The sequence below is a fragment of the Stenotrophomonas sp. GW821-FHT02D01 genome, assembly GCF_059421765.1.
The window spans coordinates 39187-46281 of the sequence record NZ_JBWKVP010000016.1; the positions used below are offsets into that span (position 1 = coordinate 39187).

A 7095-nucleotide genomic window follows, 5' to 3' on the forward strand; every position below is an offset into this window, starting at 1 on the left:
GGGTTTGCGGGGTGTGAGCCGCATGGATGCGGCGACCAAGCCCCCATGGACGGGTTCACGGCGGCCCCGCACACCCACACCGCCCCGCCAACCCACAGGAAGCCTGCTCTGGCTCTGGCTCTCGCTGTTGCCGTTGCCTCTGCGGGTGCCGGGCGCAGCCCGGCGCTACCAGCCTTCCAGCACGATCTTGCCCTTGGCCCGGTGGCTCTCCAGCAGCGCATGCGCGCGCCGCAGGTTGGCCGCGTCGATGCGCCCGAAGTGCTCGCCCAGCGTGGTCTGCAGCACGCCGGCATCGACCAGATCGGCCACCCGGTTCAGCAGTTCGTGCTGGCGCTGCATGTCCGCGGTCCTGTACAGCGGTCGGGTGAACATGGATTCCCAGTGCAGCGACAGCGCCTTGCGCTTGAGCGCCATCACATCGATCTGGCCCGGATCATCGATCAGCCCCAGCTGCCCCTGCGGCGCCAGCAGTTCGATGAGCTGCGCATAGTGCTGGTCGGTGTGGGTCAGGCTGGCCACATGGTCCACCTGGGTGATGCCCAGCCGGGCCAGGCCCTCGGCCAGCGGCAGTGTGTGGTCGATCACATGGTGCGCGCCCATCGCCTGCACCCAGTCCTGCGTCTCCGGCCGCGAGGCGGTGCCGATCACCGTCAGCTTCGTCAGCCGGCGCGCCAACTGCACCAGGATCGAACCCACGCCACCCGCTGCACCGATCACCAGCAGGGTCTGGCCGTCGCCGCCGCCTTCGGCGATGCGCAGGCGGTCGAACAGCAGTTCCCATGCGGTGATCGCGGTCAGCGGCAGCGCCGCAGCGGCGGCATCGTCCAGGCTGGCCGGCTTGCGGCCAACGCTGCGCTCGTCCACCAGCTGGTATTCGGCGTTGCTGCCCGGGCGATCGATCACACCGGCGTAGTACACCGCATCGCCGGGCTGGAACAGGGTCACCTCGCTGCCGACCGCATCGACCACGCCGACCGCATCCCACCCCAGCACGCGCGGGCCGTCGGTGGCGGCGCCGCGCCGCACCTTGGTGTCGACCGGATTCACTGCCACCGCGCGCACCGCCACCCGCAGGTCGCGCGGGCCCGGCTGGGGCAGGGGCAGGTCGAGATCGATCAGGGCCTGCGGGTCGTCGATCGGCAGGCCGGCTTGGGTGTAGGCAATGGCACGCATGGGGGATATCCAGGGAGGAGAGGCCACAGCGTGCGCCGTGCGCAGGGGGGCGGAAAGGCGCAGAATCGGTCAACACTTTCACTGCAGCAATGAAAATGGTCCGCTTCGACGATCTGCAGCTGTTTGTCCGTACCGCCGCGCTGGGCAGCTTCTCCCAGGCCGCGCGCGAGGCCGACCTGCTGCCGGGCCAGGTTGCCGCGGCGGTAGCACGGCTGGAACGCGAACTGGACCTGCGCCTGTTCGTGCGCACCACCCGCAGCCTGCGCCTGACCGCCGAAGGCGCGCTGTACCTGCCCTACGCACAGGAGGTTCTGAGCACCCTGCGCGAAGGCCAGGCGCGGGTGCAGGGCGAGGACGCCGAACTGCACGGCACCCTGCAGTTGTCGGCGCCGTCGGACTTCGGCCGCAACCTGCTGCTGCCGTGGCTGACCGCGTTCCGCGCTGCGCATCCACGGCTGCGCCTGCACCTGCGCCTGTCCGACGAAGTGGCCGACGTGTTCCGCGACCCGGTCGACGTGGCCATCCGCATCGGCCACTTCGACGACGCCAGCTACGTCGCCCTGCCCTTGCTGGAACAGAACCGGCGGGTGCTGGCTGCGTCGCCCGGGTACCTGCGGCAGCGTGGCACGCCCAGCCGCCTGGAAGATCTGCGCGAGCATGATTGCCTTGTCTACCAGCTCGGCGGCCGCGCCTACGACCGCTGGTCGTTCGAGATTGAGGGGCGCCGCGTGGTGATCCCGGTGCGCGGGCCACTGGTCTGCGACGACGCCGACGTGGTGCGGCGCTGGGCGGTCGCCGGCGAAGGCATCACCTACAAGTCCTGGCTGGACGTCCGCGACGACGTGCTGGAAGGGCGCCTGCAGGTGCTGCTGGATGGCATCGGCAGCCACATTCCCCTGCAGCTGGTCTGCCCCCATCGCAAGCAGTTCTCACCGGCGGTGCGGCAACTGCACGCGCAGCTGCGCCAGCATTTGCAACCGCTGCTGTCCGCCATGCCCGGCAATGGCGACACGCCCCTGTCGCCTGCGCCAGCACTGGCCGACAATGGCGCTCCCCCGTTGTAAGAGAGTCGCGCCATGCCGTGGATGGGCATCCAGGACCTGTGGACCTTCCTGCTCGCTGTGCTGGTGTTTCTGGCGCTGCCCGGGCCGGGCACCTTCACCCTGCTGACCGCTACCGGTCGCGGCGGTGTGCGCGGCGGCTACACGGCGCTGGCCGGCCTGCTGGTCGGCGACCAGATCCTGATGTGGCTGGCACTGGCCGGCGTGGCTGCGCTGCTGAAGGCCAATCCGACGGTGTTCCATGCCGTGCAGTATCTCGGCGCGGCGTATCTGGTGTGGGTAGGCATCAGCCTGCTGCGCACGCCCAAGGGTGACGGTGCCGACGTTGGCCCGGTGCGCATGCAGCCCGGACGCTACTTCCACCAGGCGATCCTGGTCAGCCTGCTCAATCCGAAGGCGATCCTGTTCTACATGGCCTTCCTGCCGTTGTTCATCGACCCGAAGGCCCACCAGGGCATCGCTACGTTCGCCGCGCTGGCAGGGATCATCTTCGTGGTCAGCATCGCCTACTGCTCGCTGCTGATCTGGGTCGGCAACCTGGCCCGCCGCCGGTTGATCCAGCACCCGCGGGTCAGCGATGCGCTACGGCGTGTTGCCGGTCTGTTCCTGGTCGGCTTCGGCATCCGCCTGGGCCTGAACGGCTGAGATCCCGTCGGCCTGGCAGGCCGCGCGCAGGTGGTCGATGAACACCCGCAGCTTGGGCGCCATATGCTCGCGCGCCGGATAGTACAGATGAAAGCCGGGGAACGGCGGCTGCCATTCCTCCAGCACGCTGCGCAGGCGGCCGGCAGCCAGGTCGTCGGCGACCAGTGAGGCGAACCCCTGCGCCATGCCCAGCCCGGCCAGCACCGCCGCATAGGCAAGTTCGGCATCGTTGAACACCAGCCGGCCCTCGACGGCTACGTCCAGGTCACGCCCCTCACGGCTGAATTCCCAGGGCATCAGCCGGCCATTGGCGCGGCGATGGACGATACAGTCGTGGCCCTGCAGCTCCTGCGGGCTCTGCGGCACACCGTGGCGCGCGAAGTAGCCCGGCGTGGCCACCACCACCTGGCGCTCGGGCGGCCCGATCGGCACCGCGATCATGCCCTGCGCCAACGATTCCCCCAGGCGGATGCCTGCGTCGAAACCCTCGGCGACCAGATCGGTCAACGCCGGTTCCACGCACAATTCCACCTCCACCTGCGGATACCGGGCCAGGAAGGACGGCAGCGCCGGCAGGACCCGGCGCTCGGCAACGATGCGTGGCAGGGTGATGCGCAGCCGACCGGCCGGCACGGTCCGAGCGCTGTCCAGGTCTTCGAAGGCCGATTCGATCTGTGCCAGCCCGCCACGTACGCGCTGCAGGAAGCGTGCACCGTGCTCGGTCAGCCCCACCCGGCGCGTGGTCCGTTGCAACAGGCGCACGCCCATCCGCGCTTCCAGCGCGCGCACGCTCTGTGACAGTGCCGAGGTCGAAACACCAAGCGCATCTGCGGCGCGGGTAAAGCTGGCGTGGTCGGCCACGTGGACAAACGCGACCACCGCCGACAGCGGTGCGGAGGGATCCATTGTGAAGCCTTCCTTCATTGTCAGTTCGGCTGTGTCCAGTTTATCCACAGGATCATCGGGCGGATGCTTTGCCTCCCGGCGGCACACCGCCTCCTCCGATGGAATGCCACATGTCACTTGATCACTACCGCCTGCTCGGTCGCTCCGGCCTGCGTGTCAGCCCGATGGCGCTGGGCACGATGACCTTCGGCGCCGACTGGGGGTGGGGTGCGGACGAAGCCGAGGCCCGCCGCATCTTCGATGCCTACGTCGAGCGCGGTGGCAACTTCGTTGATACCGCAAACAACTACACCAATGGCAGCGCCGAGACGCTGCTCGGGCGATTCGCCCAGGGCCGCCGCGAACGGCTGGTGATCGCCAGCAAGTACACCCTGGCGACCGTGCCCGGCGATCCGAACAACGCCGGCAACCACCGCAAGAGCATGATGCGCTCGGTGGAGGACAGCCTGCGCCGGCTCGGCACCGACTACCTGGATCTGCTGTACCTGCACGCTTGGGACGACACCACCGGGGTGGACGAGGTGATGCGCGGTTTCGACGATCTCGTGCGCAGCGGCAAGGTGCTGTATGCCGGCATCTCGGACACGCCGGCCTGGCAGATCGCCCGCATGCAGACCCTGGCCGACCTGCGCGGTTGGGCGCCGCTGGTGGCCCTGCAGATCGAATACAGCCTGATCCAGCGCAGCGTCGAACAGGAGCTCCTGCCGATGGCCGAGGCGCTCGGGTTGGGCGTGGTGGCGTGGTCGCCGCTGGGCAGCGGGGTGCTGACCGGCAAGTACAGCGCGGCTGATCTCACCACGGCCGAGCCGCCGGAGGCTACGCCGGGCGGTTCCCGGCGCAACGTGGCCCTCATCAATGGCGCGTTGACGCCACGTTCGTTGAACATCGCCGGGGAAGTCGCTGCCGTCGCGGCGGAACTGTCGCACTCGGCTGCGCAGGTCGCTCTGGCCTGGCTGCTGCAACGACCCGCGGCCGGGGCCATGCCGATCGTCGGTGCACGCACCCTGGACCAGTTCGAACACAACCTGGCGGCGCTGGATCTGGCGCTGCCGGCTGAGGCGTTGGCACGGCTGGATGCGATCAGCGCGGTTGCGCCTGCCTTCCCGCACGACTTCCTGCAGATGCCGCTGCCACGCATGCTGATGAGCGGTGGTACGCGTCTGCAGCCACGCGCACTGGGCAGGTAACAGCGGGGGCGCGCTATGCTGGCGCCCCTCGTTGGACAAAAGCGCCATGGCCGCAACACCAACGCTCGCGGTCGCAGCAGCCCTGGTGCTGCTGCTTGCCAGTGGACCGGCCACGGCCGCACCGGAGCACCGCTGCCTCAGCGGTGGCCGCGACAACACGATCCACCTGGAATGGCGCTGGCTGGACGATGGCCGCGCCGATGTGCGCTATGCCGGGCACAGCGAGCGCCTGCCGCTGCGGCGGGTCTCCGAACAGACCACGGTGCTGGACGAAGACCGCCCCTACCAGTTCGATACCGTCTGGGAAGAGCGCGTGGACGGGCGCATCAACGGTCACTACACACTGAGCACGCAGGGCGCACGGATCTACAGCTTCAGCTACGTGCGTGCCCGGGACGGTCGCCGCACGGACTTCGACGAAGACGTCAACGCCTTCCAGGGCGACGGCTGTCACTGGTAGGCACCTGCGCTGAGGCCGTTTGTGCCGTTTCCGGCAGAGTGCCCAGCGTCCAGCGCGCGCTGTGTCGGCCATGACCCCCGTCAGTGGCAATGCTGCGCTGCGTTCGGTCACACTCGGGGACTTGTCGTTCTCAGTCACCCCTTCCGAGGCCTGCATGTCCCTGCTCCGGCGCAAGTCCCTAGATTCCGTCACCGTCCATGAAGCCGGCCGGCGTCTGGTCCCGACCCTCAGCTGGCCGCACCTGATCGCGCTGGGCATCGGCGCCATCGTCGGCACCGGCATCTATACCCTGATCGGCGTGGGTGCCGACCGCGCTGGCCCGGCCGTGCTGATCTCCTTCGCCATCGCCGGCGCGGTGTGTGCCTGCGCGGCATTGGCCTATGCAGAGCTGTCCACGATGATGCCTGCCGCCGGCAGCGCCTATACCTACAGCTACAGTGCCCTGGGCGAAGTGTTTGCCTGGGTGGTGGGCTGGAGCCTGATCCTGGAGTACTCGCTGGTGGTGAGTACCGTGGCGGTCGGCTGGTCCGGCTATTTCGTCGGCTTCCTGGAATGGGTACATACCCAGTTCGGCTGGGACCTGCGCCTGCCGGCGATGCTCGCGGCAGGCCCGCACGTCGATGGCGGCATGATCAACCTGCCCGCCATCGTCATCACTTGGCTGGTGGCCCTGATGCTGATGGCCGGTACCAAGGAAAGCGCCACCCTCAACGCGATCCTGGTCGTGTTCAAGCTGATCGCGCTGGCGATCTTCGTGGCGGTGGCCCTGCCGGCGTTCGACGCCAACAACCTGCAGCCGTTCATGCCTTACGGATTCGCCAAGACGCTGGGCCCGGATGGCGTCGAGCGCGGCGTGATGGCGGCAGCGGCGATCATCTTCTTCGCGTTCTACGGCTTCGACGCGATCTCCACCGCCGCCGAAGAAACCAAGAACCCCGGGCGCGACCTGTCCATCGGCATCATCGGCTCGATGGTCGGCTGCACCATCGTGTACGTGCTGGTGGCGCTGGCTGCGATTGGTGCGATGAGCTACACCGTGTTCGGCCAGAGTGCCGAGCCGCTGGCATTGATCATGCGCCAGCTGGGCCAGCCCACCGCCGCGATGCTGATCGGCGTGATCGCCATCATCGCCCTGCCGACCGTGCTGCTGGCCTTCCTGTACGGCCAGAGCCGCATCTTCTTCGTCATGAGCCGCGATGGACTGCTGCCGCGTGGCCTGTCCAAGGTCAACGCACGTACCGGCACGCCGGTGGCGACCACGCTGTTCACCGCCCTGGTGGTGTCGGCACTGGCCGGCGTTGCACGCCTGGACGAGATCGCCGCACTGGCCAATGCCGGTACCCTGGCCGCGTTCACCGCCGTTGGCATCTGCCTGGTGGTGCTGCGCGTGCGTGAGCCGAACCGCGAGCGCACCTTCCGCACGCCGTTGGCCTTCATTGTCGGCCCGCTGGCGGCACTGGGCTGCATCTACCTGTTCATCAGCCTGCCGCACACCACCCAGCTGTACTTCCTGGCGTGGAACGTGGTCGGCCTTGTGCTGTACTTCGCCTACAGCCGTCGCAACGCGCTGATCGGCCGGTAAAGGCCCAGCTGTACTTCCTGGCGTGGAACGTGGTCGGCCTTGTGCTGTACTTCGCCTACAGCCGTCGCAACGCGCTGATCG

The 7095-nt window shown here is 68.3% G+C and carries 7 protein-coding genes; 5 read left to right on the top strand and 2 right to left on the bottom strand.

All coding sequences use genetic code 11. From position 1 onward, the window contains the following. Window positions 1-165: 165 nt before the first annotated feature. A complete protein-coding gene (locus AC07UW_RS19890; protein WP_495212711.1) occupies window positions 166-1173 on the bottom strand; it encodes a zinc-binding alcohol dehydrogenase family protein in 1008 nt (335 codons plus the stop codon). Window positions 1174-1262: 89 nt separating this feature from the next. On the opposite strand from AC07UW_RS19890, the gene AC07UW_RS19895 reads away from it, so the two are divergent. Together AC07UW_RS19895 and leuE are read left to right on the top strand one after the other, a co-directional pair. Beyond that, window positions 1263-2237, top strand: coding sequence for a LysR family transcriptional regulator (locus AC07UW_RS19895; protein ID WP_495212712.1), 975 nt, complete (start codon window positions 1263-1265; stop codon window positions 2235-2237). Window positions 2238-2249: 12 nt separating this feature from the next. Beyond that, a complete protein-coding gene (gene leuE, locus AC07UW_RS19900; protein WP_025875614.1) occupies window positions 2250-2879 on the top strand; it encodes a leucine efflux protein LeuE in 630 nt (209 codons plus the stop codon). Here the strand turns inward: leuE and AC07UW_RS19905 are convergent. After that, entirely contained in the window at window positions 2817-3785 is a 969-nt protein-coding gene (locus AC07UW_RS19905) for a LysR family transcriptional regulator (protein ID WP_495212713.1), read from the bottom strand. The genes leuE and AC07UW_RS19905 overlap by 63 nt on opposite strands. Before the next feature lie 110 nt (window positions 3786-3895). Between AC07UW_RS19905 and AC07UW_RS19910 the strand changes: the two genes are divergently transcribed. The 3 genes from AC07UW_RS19910 to AC07UW_RS19920 all read left to right on the top strand — a co-directional run bounded on the left by AC07UW_RS19910 (window position 3896) and on the right by AC07UW_RS19920 (window position 7014). Next, window positions 3896-4972 carry an aldo/keto reductase gene (locus AC07UW_RS19910; RefSeq protein ID WP_080277669.1) on the top strand — a complete coding sequence of 359 codons (1077 nt, stop codon included), beginning with the start codon at window positions 3896-3898 and terminating at the stop codon, window positions 4970-4972. A 46-nt stretch (window positions 4973-5018) separates the two neighbouring features. Then, window positions 5019-5432 (top strand): hypothetical protein, encoded by a 414-nt coding sequence (locus AC07UW_RS19915; RefSeq protein WP_495212714.1) that lies wholly within the window; start codon window positions 5019-5021, stop codon window positions 5430-5432. 154 nt (window positions 5433-5586) lie between these two features. Next, window positions 5587-7014, top strand: a complete 1428-nt coding sequence (locus AC07UW_RS19920) for an amino acid permease (RefSeq protein ID WP_032978503.1) — start codon at window positions 5587-5589, stop codon at window positions 7012-7014. The last annotated feature ends 81 nt before the right edge of the window (window positions 7015-7095 follow it).

What these genes read in the sequence shown, in the direction of transcription:
- leuE (WP_025875614.1), top strand. Translation starts at nt 2,250, where the DNA reads ATGCCGTGGATGGGCATCCAGGACCTGTGGACCTTCCTGCTCGCTGTG.
- AC07UW_RS19915 (WP_495212714.1), top strand. Translation starts at nt 5,019, where the DNA reads ATGGCCGCAACACCAACGCTCGCGGTCGCAGCAGCCCTGGTGCTGCTG.
- AC07UW_RS19890 (WP_495212711.1), bottom strand. Translation starts at nt 1,173, where the DNA reads ATGCGTGCCATTGCCTACACCCAAGCCGGCCTGCCGATCGACGACCCG.
- AC07UW_RS19920 (WP_032978503.1), top strand. Translation starts at nt 5,587, where the DNA reads ATGTCCCTGCTCCGGCGCAAGTCCCTAGATTCCGTCACCGTCCATGAA.
- AC07UW_RS19905 (WP_495212713.1), bottom strand. Translation starts at nt 3,785, where the DNA reads ATGGATCCCTCCGCACCGCTGTCGGCGGTGGTCGCGTTTGTCCACGTG.
- AC07UW_RS19895 (WP_495212712.1), top strand. Translation starts at nt 1,263, where the DNA reads ATGAAAATGGTCCGCTTCGACGATCTGCAGCTGTTTGTCCGTACCGCC.
- AC07UW_RS19910 (WP_080277669.1), top strand. Translation starts at nt 3,896, where the DNA reads ATGTCACTTGATCACTACCGCCTGCTCGGTCGCTCCGGCCTGCGTGTC.